This is a genomic window from Verrucomicrobiota bacterium (assembly GCA_027622555.1).
Lineage (GTDB): Bacteria > Verrucomicrobiota > Verrucomicrobiia > Opitutales > UBA2995 > UBA2995.
Genome location: JAQBYJ010000007.1, coordinates 46,640 through 62,232 on the forward strand (window position 1 = coordinate 46,640; position 15,593 = coordinate 62,232).

Consider the following 15,593-nt stretch of genomic DNA (forward strand, 5'->3'; position numbering starts at 1 on the left):
TGCGTTTGGGGTAGGAAGCAAAGTTTGCAACGATCGGGAGTCGGGAGTCAACGGGGCATCCTTCTTTCAGCTAACAATTTAAGTTGGTTCTTTTAATAAATCCCGAGGTCGTCTACCGTTATTCTGACAAATGAACAGGATTACCCTATTTCTGCTCTTCGCCACTTCCTCTATTTTCGGAGATCCATCGTTTCTTCCAGTGGGCGAAGGTCACGATCTTGAAACGTACGGACCCGTCTTGCATGGAATTGCCGAATTGGGATCGGGGCCGGGCTTGTCGATCGATGTTCAGGATAACTTTTCTTATTCGGTTGGTGATGGAATTCTGACGATCGTTGATGTAAGCAATCCCAGCGCACCCAAAGTGGTGGGACGATTGGAGAATCTCGGAATTACACGACAAATTCAGGTGAGGGACGATATCGCCTATATCGCTTCCCGGGGAGACGGGTTATTTATCGTAGACATATCGGACCCCTCTCAACCTTCACTTTTGGCGAATTATGATACCATTGAATTTGCGACAGGACTCACATTGGGTGGAGACGTAGTATTTCTTGCCTGCCGACTCTATGGAATTGAGTTGGTCGATATTTCAGATCCTCGAAACCCTCAACATCTCGGAGTTGCTCGCACCGGTGTTTCGCAGTCTGCCGTTTACTCGAATGGGTATTTGTACGTCGGTGTGTGGGGTGAAATGAAAGTAGTGGTTGTCGATGTTCATGATCCGCGAAGCCCCACAATTGTTGATCAACTTCCGTTGGATGGTTATGGAGATGGAGTGGCTGTTTATGAGGGTCATCTCTATGCCGCAACCGGTCAGCACTCACGGGCAAAGCCCGGTGAGAAGCCTGGAGATCCCGGATTTGGAACCGGTCATGTTCTGGAGGTTTTCTCCCTATACGAACCGGCGCACCCTCAATTAGTTTCTCGGACTAAGTTTCCCCGAGAAGATCACACGGATAGTCATCTGTGGGCGGTGCGCGTTACCAACGATCATGCCTTTGTGGCTGATAATTATAATGGTCTGTTTGTCTTGAATATTTCCGACCCCGCTCGTCCAACCTTCGTGGGGCAGCACCAACTGCCTTACAATGAAGAGCGTAAAGGTCCTTATATCGTCAGTGGCTTGTCTGTCATAAAAAACCATGTGTTGATAACCAGTCCGTACATTGATGCACGTGTGATTGCCGCACCTGGAATTGCATCTGCCTTAACGGATCAATCCGGTGAGCAGCCTGAAATCGGTTCACGTGTTATGGATCGCAACACCGAAGACTATCGGGCCTACTATTTGGGAGGACAGGTTTACAGTGCAGTTCTCGACGGGGATATAGGTTATGTGGCTGCGGGACAGGGTGGTCTTCATGTGGTCCAGGTCTGGCCGGAATTTAAACGGCTTCGTCATATCCCAACTAAAGATCGGGTATTGGATGTCTATATCCGAAACAATTTTATCTTTGTGGCGGAAGGAACCGCAGGGTTGGCTATCTGGCGTATTAAAGCGGAAGGAGAGTTATCGTTAATTGGCCGATATCCAACCGAAGGGGAGTTTTCCAGACAAGTCATTGTCCCAGAGTCCGGGGAGTTTGCGATATTGATGGTGGGACCCCATAGTATTCATGTTGTGGATATTCAGAATCCGGAAAACCCTAAGCGCGTATTCAGAGAGTACGGACAAGGTATCTTAACAGGCGACAATATCGCCGATGGGCTTTTCTCGAATCGTTATGCTGGTGTCTATTGGCATAAGAGTGGAAATTACCATAAGCCAAATGACCGTATCCGTTGGTATGATTTAAGAAAGAATAGCGGTGCTGCTTATGTGTCGGAGACTACATTGGGCAGAATTCAAACAGCCAACGGCGTAGCTGTTGTCGGAGATAAGATTCTCGTCCTCGCAAATGGAGGATATCGTCTGATCGATCAACTGGAACCCCGTAAACTTCAATCGATTGATGTGATAAAAGTTCCAGGAACTTCTTTGATAGGAAAACCGACGGTTGACGGAGACAGACTATACGTCAGTCATCGGGCTGGAGGGGAAGTCTGGCTTTTGGATATAAAAGACTTCGAACATCCCCGCTTGATAGATCAGTTTGTTACATCAGCGAATCCTGCACGAGTCGTCCCGCATCCTCATTGTTTGCTAATCCCAGGCGGTTACGAAGGGTTGCTCATTTACGAATTGTAGCCTTTGCCAATGGGTTCCTTCTCTCTTCCATTTGGATTGGTAGTCTCACGGATCTCAAGATGAACAATAAGAAATCCACTTCCCGTTGAATCGCAACCGGGACCATTCCTCGAAGCTTCCTTCGTCGCTGATTCTTGCGATTCATCTGGTCTCGAAGCCCGACCGTGTCCTTCGAAGCCTGCAAGGCGTAGTAGGAAGCATTTGTTTGCCGTGATGCTCCGCTGACGCATAGCGACAGTCGACGAGGTCGAGAACTTGTCAAAGATCCTGAGCAAGTCGAAGGGCCCCGGGGTGGCAAACAAAGGACGCAGATATTCACTGTTTTGAACAGGAGGCAACCGAGGAAACAGAGTTGTATGGGAATTTTTTCCTCCGTTATCTCGGTTAGCTCCTGTTCAAAATTTTATAAAATGAACGAACAAACCTTTCAGAATATCGGACCTCTCGGCGATCGGTCCCGACCTTCTAATTCGTGTCAATTTGGTGGTTAAGAAACTATTACATTATCTGTGCCCATCTGCGTAATCTGTGGTTGAATAAACTTTAGTTGCCCAAAGACCTTCGTGTCCTTTAGCGCAGCAGATGACTCAAAAAATGAAGAGAATCAGGAAGCAAAATCCGGTTTGCGTTCGGCCTCATGGCTTTCCATCAAGTAAAAGAAAAAGTTGCCCTCGATAAAATGTGATCTAAATCAATTTCATTCCAACGAGGCGGCATCCTGGGAAAGTGCTGAAGCGGCAGCTCCAATTGTCGTTGGGGGGAGAGAATGATTCCAAAGATCGACATTTCTGACAAAATAACTAGATTTTCCGACATGACAGTAAAACAACATGCGCTTAAGACGATTCAGGAGCTCCCTGACGATGTTGAGTGGGAAGAAGTTAAAGAGAGAATAGAATTTCTCTCAGCTGTCGAGAAAGGCCTTAAGGAACTCGACTCTGGTCAGGGAATTCCTGTCGAAGAAATAGAAAAAGAAATCAGAGAATGGACTTCAAAGTAACCTGGTCTCCTTCCGCCAGATTAGAGAAGTAATTTTTAAGCCGTATCGGATTATTTACCGAGTAAAGGAATCTGAAAGCATTATTGAAATAGTGAGAGTCTGGCACGCTGCACGAGGTCATCCTAGACTTTAGAACTATGAACTTTAACAAAGCACCCGACGAAATATCTGTAAGCTCAGCTCGATCCGATTCATGGATTTAGTCTTCTCAGAAAAAGTTCCATGACCATCCAAGAACTAGAAAATACGCTCCCGAACGGTTTTCACAACGCGGTTTTGAATAGTTACGAAGTCGATAATCTCAATCGAATCGCACGATTCAAGCTTGAGATTTGTGTCAGTGATCCAGAGTCAAAAGAAAAGGAAGAGAAGGATTCCTTTTGTGCGGGAGTCCTGGAGTTAGGCGGGCTTGAGTATTTTGTGGTCGATGCACCGGACAAAAACACTACAGATAGCTATCCAGGTGTTATTGATTTATGTGATCCACTACCTGACTATCCTGAAGAAAAGAAAAAGGCAAAATTCAGAGCAAGATTCTATTGGTCTTATGCAAACTCATTTATTCATTTTGCCGCAGATGAGGCAACGTTCACCTATGAAGATTAACCCCAAGCCGAACTGGCGGTGAGTTCAATTCCGAGAGGTTGCGTCCCGCGTCCTAACCGAGAGGTTGCGTCCCGCGTCCTAAGCTACCTTAGGATTCGTTGAAAGAAAATGACCCCCTTCTTCCTTTTAATCGGATTGGCCACTTTTTGTGCCATCCCACTCTTTGCCATGCTGGCTTTGTCCGAAGCAAAAGATGATGACCAGGTATTTTGGGATAAGTGGTGGAATTGGAATAACTCAGCAATGTATGCTCTTTGGCGGTACCCGGATTTGTTTACAGAAAAAGGAAGAATGTATCGGAAACTTCATTTCGCTGCTGGAGGTTTATTTCTATTTGTCATCCTGGGGCCATTTTTTATTCCTTAATAAGAACCTAGAAAACCGCAATGTTCTTCAGGCGACAATAAATCCAGAGTTAGATCAAACAGGGCATTTGCTTCGAAACTGTCGCCATTCGAAAACACCAAGGCTTTAGTTAAACTGGAATCGAGGTAGATCAATGGTTTGATTTTCATTATACTTTTGAAAAGCGACTCGAGTTTCAGACTACTGCTTCGATAAGAAAGGGTCCCGGCTCTGCAATTCCGCGTTTCAGCGCTTCGTTAAATGCCTCTGCTGTATCGACGCTCACCGCGGGAACTCCCATGCCTTGTGAGAGCTGTACCCAATCAAGATTGGGATTGTTTAATTCCATCATCGCGGAGGACTGAGGTCCGTCTTCCTTGTCACAAAGACTTTTCATTTCAGCCTGCAAAATCTTGTAGGTACGATTGGCAAAAATAACCGTTACCACATTCAGCGACTCCCTTGCCTGTGTCCACAATGCCTGAAGGGTATACATCCCGGATCCGTCGGCCTCCATGGCGAACACTTGTCGATCGGGACAGGCAACCGCTGCACCCGTGGCGACTGGAAGCCCTTGTCCGATTGCCCCACCGGTTACGTGCAACCAGTCGTGGGCCGGTGCGTTTTGGGTTAATGGTCCGGCGATACGGCTAGCAGTTATACCTTCGTCCGAAATGATGGAGTTTTCCGGCATAAGAGCTGTGAGCGATTTCCAGATTTTGTCGGGATCCAGTTTGCCGCTCGGAAGGGCATGGCGTTCAAGCATTGCCAGTTCTCCTGGATCATCGGAGACCTCGAGTTCGGCGGCGAGTGCTAGGAGGCCCGCCTCCACATCGTCGTCAATATTTGCAAACACATGTTTTTCAGAAGCGGGTGGAGCCAAGAGGCTAGGTTTGTTGGGGTAGGCAAAAAATCCAACCGGTTCGACCGTCCCTATGAGAACCAAGTGTTCCGTATCTTTGAGAATTTCAAGAGACTGATCCACAAAGTAGGCCAGGCGTTCAATGATAGGTCGACCCGCACCACGCTCTATTCTTGCGCCAAACCATTTCGCCATGAATCGCGCGCCGAACTTTTTTGAAATGCTACTGGTAATTCTTTGTAGCTTTTCGCTTCGCAATACGTGGTCTCCTACCAGCAATACTACGTTATTTTTGGTTCTGATAATAGTAGCAATTTCGGAAATTCGACCGCCTGGAATGTTGTTTGGCTTCTGAATCGGTTTCGGTTTTGCAGGACCATGGGCCTCATTCCATGCCGTGTCGGCCGGTAAAATAAGCGTGGCGACTTGCCCCGGAGGTGACTGGGACGCTGCTATGGCGGCGGCTCCGTCTTGAGCCACTAATTTTGAGTCAGTGGTTGTTTTCACCCAACCCGATACTGGACGGGCGAGCCCTTCGATATCGCACGAAAGGGGTGCGTCGTAATCAAGGTGGCGCATGGCATGTTGGCCGACGATGTTGACCATCGGCATAAACGCTTTTTTGGCATTGTGGAGATTGGCGATCCCATTTCCCAGACCAGGTCCGAGGTGCAGCAGTGAGGCCGCAGGCTTTCCTGCCATGCGTGCATAACCGTCCGCACAGCCTGTGACTACCCCTTCGAACAGGCAAAGTATCGATTTCATTTCAGGGTGGGTATCGAGCGCCGAAACGAAATGAATCTCCGAAGTACCTGGATTCATAAAGCAAGTATCAACACCTCCGTCCAGGAGTGTTCGAATGAGAGATTCAGCACCGGTCATAAAAATTGTTTTGGGATAGTTGGTTTTTTTGACTGTTCCAATGTAGCTACCTTGACCCAACTCAGTTGCCGGATGCAATGAAGTTCTCTGACTTTGCTCTATCCTTTGTTTCTTTGTACGGGGTAAAATACTGTAGGTCTTTCCGGTCTTGAGCACAAAGTGTAGGAGTGGTTTTAACCGCGATTCGTGAATCCCGGATTCCCGACTAAAGTCGGTCCTACATTTGTTTCGAAGAATACTACTCCGTAAAAAGAATCGGATGGTTGTTACCACGTTTCCAACTATCCGTTTCGTTTTGGTTCACTTGTAGAGGAGAAACGGTTTTCTGCGTTCTTTGAATTGCTCTGTTTCATCTTTCCACTGAAGGACTATTGATCGCCAGGACTGCCCACCTTGAATCTGCTCAATAACGGATGGGTGTTTCAAAAGTCGGTTGAATGGTTCGATATCGAAATCGGGTGCATAGAGACGGTTCAACGTGTGGGCGATTGCTATCCCTACGTCGACAATGGGACAGTTTTCACGATCTGTCAGAATGATGTTCACGCCGCGGCAAGCTTGGTCTGCGAGCTTGCTGGCGGTAGGAGTGAATTGAATCGGAACAAATCGAACACCTGAAATGCTTTGTCGGTTCAGTTCCTCGGCCAGCTCAAGGTGGTCGATATAGGGTGCCCCAATAATTTCGAAAGGTGTATCGGTTCCGCGTCCGACCGAAAGCTTGGTAGTTTCCAGTAATCCAATTCCCGGGTACAGGATAGCTTGAGTTAGACTTCGCATATTGGGCGAGGGGTTAATCCAGGGAAGACCGGTTTCATCGAAGAGCATGTCACGTCGCCAGTCCTGGACAGGAATGACGGTTAGTTCAAGGTCCAGGTTTTTTTCGACTTTTATCATTTGTGCCAATTCGCCGACAGTCATTCCGTGACGAATGGGAATATCGTGGTAGGCGATAAAATCGAATTCTCCTCGGCGTAAGGGTCCCTCAACCGTTGTTCCATTAATGGGGTTCACTCGATCGAGGACGAAGAATTGTTTGTGGTTTTCGGCGGCCGCCTCCATGGCAAGTCCCATGGTGGAAATGTAGGTGTAGAACCGGCATCCGATGTCCTGGATGTCGAAGGCCAGGGCATCGAGATCTTTTAGGGCTTCTGGAGTCGGTGTTCGCGTGTCTCCATAGAGGCTCCGAATGGTTAAACCTGTTTTTTCGTCCAGGCTATCACCGACTTTTTCATCCAGCTTTCCACGGATCCCGTGCTCCGGACTGAAAAGAGCTACGAGCTCGACCTGGTCGCTTTCAAACAAAAGGTCTATGGTGGAAACGCCTCTTCGATTCCGTCCGGTGTGATTGGTTATCAGACCGAGCTTCAATCCATTGAGCGACGCGAAGTTTTGTTTCTCAAGAACGTCGATGCCGTTTCGAACCTTGGTTAGACCTCTTGGGGTTGCCTCGAATTGGAAGCCCAGTGCTTCGGCGGAGAGGGTTCCCAATTCACGTCTGAGTTCCAGGACGTCACCCGTTCCATCGGGGTGGACTCGATTACTCATGAAAATGACAAAGGATTGTGAATAGGGGTCGATCCATAGGCTAGACCCGGTAAACCCTGTATGACCGAAACCGCCCAAAGGAAACAAGTTGCCTCTTTGTTTTGAATAACTCGTATCCATGTCCCAACCAAGGCCGCGCCAATCATCGACGTTGGCCGGCGATTGAACGGAAGTCATCAGATCTACCGATTCAGATTGGAGGAGGCGCACGCCGTTCAGCTCGCCCTTGTTGAGCATCATTCTGGCAAATTTGGCCAAATCAGCCGCCGTTGTGAACATCCCGGCGTGACCCATAACTCCACCCGTTCTTCGGCAGATCGGGTTATTGGCAATTCCTTGAAGCATCTGTCCATCGACCCACTTGGTCGGTGCGATTCGATCCCTCAGTTTGGAGGATGGGAGATAACCCGTATCCATCATTCCTAAAGGTTGAAATATTTCTTCGCGTGTGAAGTCTTCAAGTTTGCGACCGCTCACTTGTTGGACGATCTCCCCCAGGAGAATGTAATTGATATCGCTATAAATAAACGCGCTGCCGGGGTTGTGCTGAACTTTCTCAGCCTTGGCCAATGCAATGGCTGTGTCATAACCTTCCCAGTCTTGTTTCACTCCATCGACCTCCATGGTGAGACCGATTCCAGGACGTAAGCCGGAAGTATGGGTCATCAGGTGGCGAATGGTGATCGACTCTTTTCCACCATTCTTAAAATCATCCAGGTAGCGGTGAACTGGCGCATCAAGCAGTATCTGTCCGCGTTCGATCAACAGCATGACCGCAGGTGTGGTGGCGACTACTTTGGTCAGAGATGCAGCATCATAAATGGTATCAATTTTTGTTGGTATAACTTTCGGCTCCAACGACCTGTTGCCGTATGCTTTTGAATAAACCAGGCCCTTGCGTTCCAGCCAGAAAACGCCGCCAGGAGTTTTGTGGTCCGAAATCGCTTTCTCGATACTGGCATCGATCTCAGAGAGTTTTTCTGGATGGAAAACTTCGAGTTGTGGAGTCCTGCAGGCCGTAAGCAACAATGAGATACTTAAAACCAGGAAAATGATTTTCCCAGAATTATTCCTGCTCTTGTCTGCTTCTATTTTCAACACCACCAGTTGGGTCGTTAACGAATTTGAGTTTTCCGATTTATTCTTCGGCCGGTAACCGACGAGGAATCAGCACTACAATTAGGAAGAACGGTAGGACGACTCCGAAGAGACCCCAAGTCCAAAGGCGGCCTTTGGATCGGGCATACTGGAGGCTTCCCAAAGTGAACATGACAATTCCGGCTATCATCAGGTGGAGTGGTTGAATTCCAATTGGCAATTGGGTTCCTTTTACTGCCAAATAACGCCCCAGGATTTGTAGTAAAAATCCAACGACAAGGAGCAAGCGGAATGAGCCGGTCATGTTATCGGTCCGTTTAAACCTTCAACCCGCCCATCTGGCATACATGATCAAAATGCTTTTTTTCGACCGGTTGTATGGAGAGTCTTTGTCCGCGCTGAACAACACGCATTCCCTCCAATGGTTTTTCAATTTTCATTTCCTGCAGTGTAACCGTCCGTTTCAGTGCCCGTTTGTATTTGATATCGATCATCAACCAACGAGGATTTTCAGGAGATGATTTTTCATCGTAGTATTTGGATTTTTTGTCCCAGCAAGAAGGATCGGGATAGGCTTCTGTGGAAGCGACTTCAGCCAGGCCAACTACGCCCGTCTCGGCACCCGCATTGGAATGGTAGAAGAGTATGGAGTCTCCTTTTTTCATGTCGTCGCGCATGAGATTGCGTGCCTGATAATTGCGGATGCCATCCCAGTGTTCTGTCTGTTTGGGGCAGTTTTTAAGATCATCCAACGAGAAGGTTTCCGGTTCTGACTTCATGAGCCAATAGTTTCTTGCCATAGTAAAGAAGTCTGTGGAGAGACTCTGATGATCGGCAAGTTTTTTGGTTGGTGCATTTCGGATTAAGTGGCTTAATTTTAAAAAATGGAAAAACCTCCTGCATTGCGGCCGGGTGATACAATTCGACTGATCGCCCCGGCGAGCCCTCCTAATGATCGCGCCTCATTGGAGTTGGCGATTTCTGCTTTGGAGAAGCTTGGGTACAAATTGAAATATTCGGATGCTATATTTGGACACCAAGGGTACCTTGCGGGATCAGATGAAGCGCGTGCGCGGGATTTCGAGGATGCATTTGTAGATAAAGCATCTGACGCAGTTCTTTGTGTTCGGGGCGGCTATGGATCCACCAGAATATTGGATCTTATTGACTGGGATTTGATTGAACGACCCAAGATATTTATGGGTTTTAGTGACATTACTGCTTTAAATTGTGCTTTATGGAAAAAATGTGGATTTCGGAGTTTTTCGGGTCCCGTGTTAACTTCGGACTTAACTGAGAATATACCGGATTCAGCGTCGTGGGACCATGCCCTTTCGCTCATTACTGGAGAAAGAAAAAGCGGTAATCTGATTTGTGAACCCTTCAATTTGAGTCATCCCACCGCGATCGTTCCAGGTACCAGTCATGGTCGTTTGATAGGCGGTAATCTTTCCCTGCTTTGTTCTCTGCTTGGTACGGCTTGGTTTCCCAATCTAAAAAACTCCATTCTGTTTTTGGAGGATGTTGGCGAGTCGCCTTACAGGATTGATCGTTACCTAACTCAGCTCAGGAATGGAGGATTCCTTGAGCAAGTCGCTGGTATCGTGCTCGGAGATTTTCGTTACTCGGATGCGCAGCGCAAAAATGATAAGCAACAGGGCCTCCAAACCATGGAAGAAGTATTCCAGGATCGTCTAGCGGACCTGGGTGTACCGGTGTTGTCGAATGTCCCGTTCGGCCACATCAAGCCAAAGATCACCATCCCTTTCGGCACCCTGGTAATTCTTGATTGTGAAAAACGGAATATCCTGCTTCAGGAAAGCTCAGTGGAATAAGGCTGATAAACGAGTAACCATCGGTTTTTGGGACTCCCCAGGCATCTGCTTAAGAATGTTGCGAAGAGGAGCGAGCTTTCAATAATCTCCTGCTAAACACTCCCCAATGAAAACGTTGCTTTTAAAAATAGTTCTTTGTCTTTGTTTCTGTGTCGTTGCTTCACAGGCAAAGTCGCCACCGAATATCATCCTCATACTGACGGATGACCAGGGATGGAATAACACCCAGGTAAGGATGATTGCCGACCGGGAGGATACAAAGTCCGACTTTTACCAAACGCCCAATATGCAACGATTGGCTGACGCCGGGATGACCTTTTCACAGGCGTATGCACCGCATCCCGTTTGTTCACCCTCACGGCATGCCATTCAGTTTGGTATGTCTCCGGCCAAACTTAAAAAGACGACCAATCAAGGGGCGAACTATCCGGAGTTCATTGAATCTGAGTCGATACCCCAGGTTCTCAAAGCTGCCCATCCGGAATACAAAGCCGCTCATTTTGGAAAGTGGCACATGTACGAACATCCAGCTGAGCGCGGCTACGACGCTTCCGATGGAAGAACTAACAACGCGACAGGTCGCCAATTGACCACCGACCAAACAAAGTTCTGGCCGCATGATGATCCGAAACGTTCGATCTCTATCACGGATGAGTCTGTTCAATTTATTAGGCACCAGGCGTCAGCGGGGAATCCTTTCTATCTTCAGATTTCTCATTATTTTATTCATCTGTCAGCGGAAGCGTTACCAGTAACTTTGGAAAAGCACAAAGGACGCGAACCAGGAAAAGTTCATACAGCCTATTGGTATGCGGCCATGCTGGAGGACCTGGATCAAGCGGTGGGCCGAATTATTGATACAGTTGAAGAAATGGGTTTGATGGAAACAACCTACATTATTTTCACATCCGATAACGGCGGGACGGCGAGGCAATTCCCCGACTTCAACAAACCCTTGCGAGGAGGGAAGGGGTCTTACTACGAAGGAGGCATTCGTGTTCCGTTTTTTGCTGTTGGGCCAGGCATTGAAGCTGGGACCTATTCGACCGTGCCGATTATTGGGTACGACTTACTTCCTACCTTCGCAGAGTTAGCTGGAATTACGGATCCACTCCCACCCGAAGTTGAAGGAGGTTCCTTCCTTTCGGTTTTGAAGAATGAAGGCAGGGGAACTGTAAAACGTGAGCGCGATGGAATCTACTTCAGCAGGCAAATCGATGCGGTACTCATACAGGGAGCTAATAAACTGATTCTAACTCATCGGACGGGAGAACTTCAGCTCTATAACCTGGCAGAAGACATTTCCGAAATAAACGATTTGTCCGAATCGCAACCGGATATTAAAGAGAAGCTTTTCGCAAAGTTGAAAGACTGGATGGATGCCAATGATGTCCTGACACCTTCGCCGCATGCACCTCGAGCTCAGAGGCGACCATAATAAAGAGATCTTCGTCGATTGTTTATTTCTTCGTCTTAATCTTACTCTTCGTCGGTATTTTGATCCCTGGATTGCTCAGAATATTTATTAGGTTTTCCGAGATCATCGAATGCAAATACGGAGGGGTGCCATTTTATCTGCGGGGAGTATTCGGCCTCTTGGTCGAGCAAACGGCTCAATCCAATTTTCCTTTTAACCGAGATGGGTAGGGCGACTGCGTCCTCGCAGTGCCGTGTATTTCCGGGACCTTCGGCGGCGGTGCCTGCCTTCGCGCAAGGCTACGGCACGGTGCGACAGGGACGCACCCGCCCTACCTGTTTGTCTGTGGGAAACCGGAAATCAATTGAGTTAATCTCCTGACTTCCCGCACTTCTGGTTACGCCCAATACGGATGGTGTGGGTATTTAATTGGCCTTCGAGGATCGGGGCATAAAGCCCCCTCCTACAGCTGGCAGATCGAGATTTGTAGGAGCGAGCTTGCTCGCGATATGAGCCTGGAAAATTGAGGACGAGGGAGAGTAAGATTAAGACGAAGAGTAAGATTAAGACGAAGACGAAGATTAGGATTTAAAGCACATCAATAACGAAATGGCTTACTCACTTTAGACAGCGTATTCTTAACCGATTGACCGACTCCTTTGACGGCACCGCTCGCCTTGCCGATGGCATCTCCGGCTGCACCTTTGGACGCATTCCAGAAAGTGCTGGATACTTTTTGTGAGCCTTCGACAACGATACTTCCGAGATGAATGGCCGCTTCCGTTACCGCCATTTTGCGGGCTCCTGATTTGGTTTCGCGATTCATTGGATCGCAATAGAGTCGGGTGATAGCTCCTACCCGAAGAGTCAGGAATGCGTTTACCGTTCCCTCAAATATCATGTTTGTGAGCATATTTGAAGCAGTGGCGAATCCCGGAATGGCTCCTCCGGCCATGTTGCCCATAACTTTTGAGACGATGGGGGTAACTTGCTGGCTGATATCAATATCCTCCAACTTGCTTGCGAGAAAAGTAGAGCCAGCCACGTTGGAATAGAGCCACAACATTTCCTTCGGGTTGGGACGTTGATTATAGAGATTGGAAATATTCCAAACCAAACGCATCTGAGCCATCAAAACCATGAAGGCATCGAGTCGGCCATTTTGCGAAATCGCTGTGCTGAGAAACACCGCACCCGCTGAGTTTTGGGTAAAAGTGAGTGCCCGTTGTTCGAGCACCTTACTGGCAGAAACCAGGCCATTTTCTTCAAATACATCGATACCCGCTTCTTTGACAATTGGATTCTTTTTTAGCCGGATCCGAAAATCTTGCAGATAGCTTTCGTAAGCTGGTCCCGTTTTATCTTCAGGCGGAACCAAGGCCGGAGGAAGGCTCCACCATAGGTAAAGCGGATAAAAAATGAGAAATCCTATGGCGGTAACAGAAAGTACCAGAACTACCAGACCAAAGTATGAATTAAGATTGTTCGCCAGGCCAACGACACCCGCAATTTGATTAACCAGGAATATGATAAACGCAGTGGCGAGAAGGAGTCCGAGGATCTTTGCAAAGTGCTTTATTTCGTTGATCATGGTATGAAAGTAGGTGTTTCCGTCTTCAAGACACTGAAATCAGGGCAAAAGTTGCAATCAGTATTAATTTGGAGATTTGGTTCGGTATAAGTTTTGAGCATCTTAATTCGACTGGTAAAGCTTTTGACTTTCAAATCCGACTTTATCAACTTCTCGCCCTTAAATTATGATCAAGATCAACGAAAACTTTCTCAAGCTTAAGGCTTCGTATTTATTTGCCGACATCGCCAAGCGTGTGTCCGAGTTCCAGGCAGCCAATCCGGATCGTCCAATTATCAAAATGGGAATTGGAGATGTAACAGAGCCACTGCCGGACAGCGTCTTGAAAGCCTTTCATGAAGGAGTGGACGAAATGGCAGATCGAAAGACATTCCATGGTTATGGTCCTGAGCAAGGTTACGCGTTTCTTCGCGAAGCAATTGCAGCTGTTGATTTTCAGGCCCGCGGAGCTGCGGTTGACGCCGACGAAATTTTCGTCAGTGACGGAGCAAAGTGCGATTGCGGAAATGTGCAGGAAATTTTTTCAAATGACGTTCGTATCGCTGTGCCCGATCCGGTTTACCCGGTGTATGTTGACACCAACGTCATGGCTGGTCGCACGGGCCAGAATGTGAACGATCGCTATGAAGGGCTTGTTTACCTGGAATGCACACCGGACAACGGCTACTTCCCCGCACTCCCCAGCACTCCGGTCGATGTTATCTACCTGTGCTTTCCAAACAATCCCACCGGTGCCACGGCCACCAAGGAACAACTGGAAGCGTTTGTGAAGTACGCGCAGGAAAACAAGGCGGTCATTCTTTATGACGCTGCTTATGTGGCTTTCATACGCGACGAATCGTTGCCTCAGTCGATTTATGAAATTGATGGTGCTGATGAAGTTGCCATTGAATTTCGGAGTTTGTCCAAGACCGCCGGTTTTACCGGAACCCGCTGTGCTTACACAGTAGTGCCCAAAAAGCTGATGGGCTACGATGCTGCTGGAAACGCAGTTAGTTTGCGCAACTTATGGTCTCGTCGGCACAGCACCAAATTTAACGGGACTTCCTATCCGGTTCAAAAAGCTGCCGCTGCGGTTTTCACACCTGAAGGACAGGCCGAGACGCGTGCGTTGACCGACTACTACCTCAAGAATGCAAAACACATTCGCGAGAAAATTCAAGAGCTTGGCCTGGGCTGTGTCGGTGGCGATAATTCGCCCTACGTCTGGATCGATATGAAAACGGATTCCTGGAGCGCCTTCGACATGTTTTTGAACAAGGCTGGTGTTGTTTGTACTCCTGGTGCCGGATTTGGATCCTGCGGTAAAACACACATTCGTTTGTCGGCTTTTAATTCGTACGAGAACGTGGTTAAAGCGATGCAGCGTATCGCCGAAGCTTTATAAGTTTCTTACACACATTGCGGTTGACATATCAAAACAGGAATTATTTCTAAGTATCTTCAATGATACAAAATCTTCACATGCATCTCTCTGCGTCCTTCACTTTTTCGGTGGTGGCGATTGTGATTGTGTCCAAAAAATGGATGCACGGAGCGGGCATGAAGCTGACTGTTAACTAACAGATACCAAAACAAATTTCATGAAACCCGTTCCCGAAAAGGAACGGGTTTTTTTTATGTCCTAAATCCAAAACCCGTCATGAATGACCGAAACTCAAAACCAAAACTGGAACCGTTGGAATGGCGCCACGCTCACGATTTGCAGCGTGTGGTAAATGACCCGACCATGACTGAATGGTCCAACATGCCGCATGCCTACTTTTCAAATGGAGCTCAGTCACTCATTCAACGAAGCCTGCATCAGGCTCGCAATGAGGGGAACCATATGCTCGCACTTTACATCGAAGATGATCTCTCCGGTGTGTTCAGCATTCAGCGGGATTCAGTAGTGTCCGACAAAGGGCATCTCCTCTTTTGGGTCGAGGCAAACTGTTGGAAATCCGGGCGGTCTATCGCCTACCTTACGGATGTTGTCGGATTTGCGATGAAGCAACTTGGGTTATCTCAACTCTTCACCACCTGTCTCGAGCGAAATACAATTTGTACACGTGCCCTGGAAGATGTCGGGTTTCAGCGTTTTGGTCGGCAGCGATCCTGTAGCCTCAGCGGTGACTCAGACGATACCGAGCTGCGTCTTTTTGTTCAGGCAGAACAAGGAATTTGAAGAGAACGACCCTCATTACCAAACGACATTGTTGTTGAAACTGACCTTGCC

The 15,593-nt window shown here is 47.9% G+C and carries 14 protein-coding genes; 8 read left to right on the top strand and 6 right to left on the bottom strand.

Translation table 11 applies throughout. The annotated features are described in order from the left end of the window. The first annotated feature begins 130 nt into the window (after window positions 1-130). From O3C43_03340 to O3C43_03355, 4 genes are all read left to right on the top strand, one after another. Window positions 131-2,194: a hypothetical protein gene (locus O3C43_03340; protein ID MDA1065518.1), complete on the top strand. Its 2,064-nt coding sequence runs from the start codon at window positions 131-133 to the stop codon at window positions 2,192-2,194. Between the two features lie 766 nt (window positions 2,195-2,960). Beyond that, window positions 2,961-3,194, top strand: a complete 234-nt coding sequence (locus O3C43_03345; GenBank protein ID MDA1065519.1) for a hypothetical protein — start codon at window positions 2,961-2,963, stop codon at window positions 3,192-3,194. A gap of 222 nt (window positions 3,195-3,416) precedes the next feature. Beyond that, complete coding sequence (locus O3C43_03350) at window positions 3,417-3,800, top strand: hypothetical protein (protein ID MDA1065520.1); 384 nt, start codon at window positions 3,417-3,419, stop codon at window positions 3,798-3,800. Window positions 3,801-3,908: 108 nt separating this feature from the next. Beyond that, window positions 3,909-4,166: a hypothetical protein gene (locus O3C43_03355; GenBank protein MDA1065521.1), complete on the top strand. Its 258-nt coding sequence runs from the start codon at window positions 3,909-3,911 to the stop codon at window positions 4,164-4,166. Here O3C43_03355 and O3C43_03360 read toward each other — a convergent pair. The 5 genes from O3C43_03360 to O3C43_03380 form a co-directional block, all read right to left on the bottom strand. Next, on the bottom strand, window positions 4,163-4,315 hold the full coding sequence (locus O3C43_03360; GenBank protein ID MDA1065522.1) for a hypothetical protein: 153 nt from the start codon (window positions 4,313-4,315) through the stop codon (window positions 4,163-4,165). The two genes, O3C43_03355 and O3C43_03360, sit on opposite strands and share 4 nt — an antisense overlap. A 26-nt stretch (window positions 4,316-4,341) precedes the next feature. Further along, complete coding sequence (locus tag O3C43_03365; GenBank protein ID MDA1065523.1) at window positions 4,342-5,889, bottom strand: acetolactate synthase large subunit; 1,548 nt, start codon at window positions 5,887-5,889, stop codon at window positions 4,342-4,344. Window positions 5,890-6,189: 300 nt separating this feature from the next. Beyond that, on the bottom strand, window positions 6,190-8,538 hold the full coding sequence (locus tag O3C43_03370) for a DUF1343 domain-containing protein (GenBank protein ID MDA1065524.1): 2,349 nt from the start codon (window positions 8,536-8,538) through the stop codon (window positions 6,190-6,192). Between the two features lie 34 nt (window positions 8,539-8,572). Beyond that, on the bottom strand, window positions 8,573-8,836 hold the full coding sequence (locus O3C43_03375; GenBank protein ID MDA1065525.1) for a hypothetical protein: 264 nt from the start codon (window positions 8,834-8,836) through the stop codon (window positions 8,573-8,575). A 13-nt stretch (window positions 8,837-8,849) separates the two neighbouring features. Further along, window positions 8,850-9,311 (bottom strand): EVE domain-containing protein, encoded by a 462-nt coding sequence (locus O3C43_03380; protein ID MDA1065526.1) that lies wholly within the window; start codon window positions 9,309-9,311, stop codon window positions 8,850-8,852. Between the two features lie 105 nt (window positions 9,312-9,416). Between O3C43_03380 and O3C43_03385 the strand changes: the two genes are divergently transcribed. Then, entirely contained in the window at window positions 9,417-10,367 is a 951-nt protein-coding gene (locus tag O3C43_03385; GenBank protein MDA1065527.1) for an LD-carboxypeptidase, read from the top strand. A 106-nt stretch (window positions 10,368-10,473) separates the two neighbouring features. Continuing rightward, window positions 10,474-11,805, top strand: coding sequence for a sulfatase (locus O3C43_03390; protein ID MDA1065528.1), 1,332 nt, complete (start codon window positions 10,474-10,476; stop codon window positions 11,803-11,805). Between the two features lie 577 nt (window positions 11,806-12,382). On the opposite strand, the gene O3C43_03395 is transcribed toward O3C43_03390, so the two are convergent. Next, window positions 12,383-13,375 carry a DUF697 domain-containing protein gene (locus O3C43_03395; protein MDA1065529.1) on the bottom strand — a complete coding sequence of 331 codons (993 nt, stop codon included), beginning with the start codon at window positions 13,373-13,375 and terminating at the stop codon, window positions 12,383-12,385. A gap of 166 nt (window positions 13,376-13,541) precedes the next feature. Here O3C43_03395 and O3C43_03400 point away from each other — a divergent pair, with 166 nt between their 5' ends. Together O3C43_03400 and O3C43_03405 are read left to right on the top strand one after the other, a co-directional pair. Continuing rightward, complete coding sequence (locus tag O3C43_03400) at window positions 13,542-14,762, top strand: LL-diaminopimelate aminotransferase (protein MDA1065530.1); 1,221 nt, start codon at window positions 13,542-13,544, stop codon at window positions 14,760-14,762. A gap of 255 nt (window positions 14,763-15,017) precedes the next feature. Continuing rightward, the gene (locus tag O3C43_03405) at window positions 15,018-15,542 is read left to right on the top strand and encodes a GNAT family N-acetyltransferase (GenBank protein MDA1065531.1); all 525 of its coding nucleotides are present in this window, start codon (window positions 15,018-15,020) and stop codon (window positions 15,540-15,542) included. Window positions 15,543-15,593: the final 51 nt, after the last annotated feature.

Bases quoted from the DNA above. Each gene is read 5' to 3' on its own strand.
- O3C43_03340 (MDA1065518.1), top strand. From the start codon at position 131: ATGAACAGGATTACCCTATTTCTGCTCTTCGCCACTTCCTCTATTTTC.
- O3C43_03345 (MDA1065519.1), top strand. From the start codon at position 2,961: ATGATTCCAAAGATCGACATTTCTGACAAAATAACTAGATTTTCCGAC.
- O3C43_03350 (MDA1065520.1), top strand. From the start codon at position 3,417: ATGACCATCCAAGAACTAGAAAATACGCTCCCGAACGGTTTTCACAAC.
- O3C43_03355 (MDA1065521.1), top strand. From the start codon at position 3,909: ATGACCCCCTTCTTCCTTTTAATCGGATTGGCCACTTTTTGTGCCATC.
- O3C43_03360 (MDA1065522.1), bottom strand. From the start codon at position 4,315: ATGAAAATCAAACCATTGATCTACCTCGATTCCAGTTTAACTAAAGCC.
- O3C43_03365 (MDA1065523.1), bottom strand. From the start codon at position 5,889: ATGACCGGTGCTGAATCTCTCATTCGAACACTCCTGGACGGAGGTGTT.
- O3C43_03375 (MDA1065525.1), bottom strand. From the start codon at position 8,836: ATGACCGGCTCATTCCGCTTGCTCCTTGTCGTTGGATTTTTACTACAA.
- O3C43_03380 (MDA1065526.1), bottom strand. From the start codon at position 9,311: ATGAAGTCAGAACCGGAAACCTTCTCGTTGGATGATCTTAAAAACTGC.
- O3C43_03385 (MDA1065527.1), top strand. From the start codon at position 9,417: ATGGAAAAACCTCCTGCATTGCGGCCGGGTGATACAATTCGACTGATC.
- O3C43_03390 (MDA1065528.1), top strand. From the start codon at position 10,474: ATGAAAACGTTGCTTTTAAAAATAGTTCTTTGTCTTTGTTTCTGTGTC.
- O3C43_03395 (MDA1065529.1), bottom strand. From the start codon at position 13,375: ATGATCAACGAAATAAAGCACTTTGCAAAGATCCTCGGACTCCTTCTC.
- O3C43_03400 (MDA1065530.1), top strand. From the start codon at position 13,542: ATGATCAAGATCAACGAAAACTTTCTCAAGCTTAAGGCTTCGTATTTA.
- O3C43_03405 (MDA1065531.1), top strand. From the start codon at position 15,018: ATGAATGACCGAAACTCAAAACCAAAACTGGAACCGTTGGAATGGCGC.